Genomic DNA, 2,305 nt, shown 5'->3' on the forward strand with positions numbered 1-2,305 from the left:
TATAATCACCACTTTATCTCGTATATTTTCCATTGTTAAATGCTCCTTTACCCAAAATTTTTCTTGGTGACGTGTGTTGAATATTTAACGGTCGTTGATTAATATTATAGACAGAAGCCCCGATTACTCAATGGTTAATGGATGCGTATTTGTTTTATATACAACAACACCCTAAGAATTGTTGATTAACTGAAGGAGGTAACGAAAGGAATGGAAAACGCTGTTAAAACCGACCGACGCATTCTCCGAACCAAGCAGTCCATAACGAAGTCGTTTCTGGAGCTTTTTTCGGAAAAAGATTTTGAACAAATCACTATTAACGAGATAGCGGAGCGTGCCAATGTTAACCGCGGCACCGTTTATCTGCATTACAGTGACAAATACGACCTTTTGGATAAATGCATTGAAGATCACATCAACGAATTGATTTCGTTGTGCAAGAAACGGGAGGCCAATCCGCTTAGCCAAGGAATGGTACAAGAGCCCAAACCGGTTTTTGATTATTTGCGTGACAATTTCCAGTTTTTCTCTGCTATGTTTTCCAATCAAAGAGCCTTTCTATTCCGGGACCGATTGCTGAATTTCATCTCAGTCAATCTTATGAATAAAATGGAAAGTACTGACAATAAGCCCGTTATCGACAATGAGTTAAAAGCCCAATTCATGGCCTCTGCTTTTATTGGCATTGTGGAGTGGTGGGTACGTCATCAAATGCCGCATTCCACACAATTTATGGCCGATCAGGTTAGGAATTTATTTGAAAAGAATCAAGTTTATCCGAAGTAGCATTGAATGTATCTCAGAACTTTATCCTTTCGCTTTTACGCAAACGCTACCTAATGGGGTTCGGCAATTCTAGGCCACGGTTATGAAGTGTTCCCTTCTTTACATTAATTCCACTAACCTGCCCATAAGCGTAATGAAAAGATCAGCCGATCGTTTGGCCGGCTGCGCTAACCTGGTTAGCTTAATAAAAATGGAGCAGCTGCCAACTGGCAAAACTGCTCCATACTGTTGTACAACTAACGTTTCGCGTTAGTTGTATGGACTAATTACTGAGTGAATTTCATACTATCTTGACTAGCAACAAATCCAAGTCGTTTATTGAATCTGTAGCATCTTTACGGTGTGTATGGTTGTCAGTTAGATTATTTCGTAACCCATTGTTTTAGCCTCATTAATAGTATAACAAAATGGGGACTCTCCAATTCCTTTGCCATAATAATCCTGTCTACACGAACACCCTCAATTTAACCTCATGTTGTACCTAATCTCGAAAACCTCGGAATAATTAATTGTAAGCTGAATACCACCAATAACTTCGTTGTTATTCGAAAGGAACGATTACAACATTAGCATCTGCTGTTCAATCTTTGCGAGCGCTTCAAGCTGGTATCTTTTTGTACTACCGTCCCGAGCAATCGAGCAAAACAAGAATTGAAATTAACGATGGTATCCCTCAAGTCTCTGCTGGCCGTTGATTATGCGGGCGCCAAGTCTTTTTCATTTTGTTATTCTCTAGGCATTTCGTTAAAGAAAGCTACATCATCAACTGCCAGCCTCACCGTCGGATGACCGGGCTTCGCCGCCTTGCCGATGGCGATCAGCATAATCGGAACGTAGCGTTCTGATATCCGGAACGCTTCCATGAACTTTTGTTTGTTGTAGCCGCCCATCGATACCGTGTCGTAGCCTTTAGCGCGGGCGACAAGCATGAGTTGCATCGATACTAGCCCGCCGTCGGTATAAACTTTTTCGCGGATGGCCTCGGGCGGCATGCTCGAATACATCCCGGTATAGCGTTCCACGAACGATTTAGCCGTCTCTGCAGGCATGTAACCCGCATCGACCGCCATTCCGTAGATTTTCTCGGCCGATTTATAACACTCCAAATCTCCGAGTAGCGCAATGACAGCCGAAGCCTCGACCACTTGCTGTTGAGTGAATGCGATCGGAAGCAGCTTCTGCTTCAGCTCCGGCGAGTCGATAACTAGAAAACGCCACGGCTGCAGGTTAGCGGCTGAAGGAGCGAGCGTGGCTTGCCGCAATATTTCGGTCAATTCCTCCCGCGAAATCTTGATCTCGGGATCATAGCTACGAACTGACCGGCGTTCTCCAATAACATCAAAAAAAAGTTGGTGCTCCATCGTTAGTGACGGTTGTGAAACCGACATGGTTCTCTCCTCCTTTTGGAAAAGCAGCATTCTGCATTTTGTTTCAATACAACATTAGTAGTTTGAACAACACTTGTTGTATTTATATGTTATAATACCAACCGAATGGTACGCAATCATCTATAACTATA

At 43.0% G+C, this 2,305-nt stretch carries 2 protein-coding genes; one reads left to right on the forward strand and one right to left on the reverse strand.

Annotated features, from left to right (window positions below):
• The first annotated feature begins 210 nt into the window (after positions 1-210).
• The gene (locus tag GRP75_RS24700) at positions 211-786 is read left to right on the forward strand and encodes a TetR/AcrR family transcriptional regulator (protein ID WP_068939620.1); all 576 of its coding nucleotides are present in this window, start codon (positions 211-213) and stop codon (positions 784-786) included.
• A 725-nt stretch (positions 787-1,511) separates the two neighbouring features.
• Here GRP75_RS24700 and GRP75_RS24705 read toward each other — a convergent pair.
• Positions 1,512-2,174, reverse strand: a complete 663-nt coding sequence (locus GRP75_RS24705; RefSeq protein ID WP_023988794.1) for a nitroreductase family protein — start codon at positions 2,172-2,174, stop codon at positions 1,512-1,514.
• Positions 2,175-2,305 lie beyond the last annotated feature (131 nt).

Source organism: Paenibacillus sp. OT2-17 (genome assembly GCF_009827695.1).
GTDB classification, from domain to species: Bacteria; Bacillota; Bacilli; order Paenibacillales; family Paenibacillaceae; genus Paenibacillus; species Paenibacillus polymyxa_B.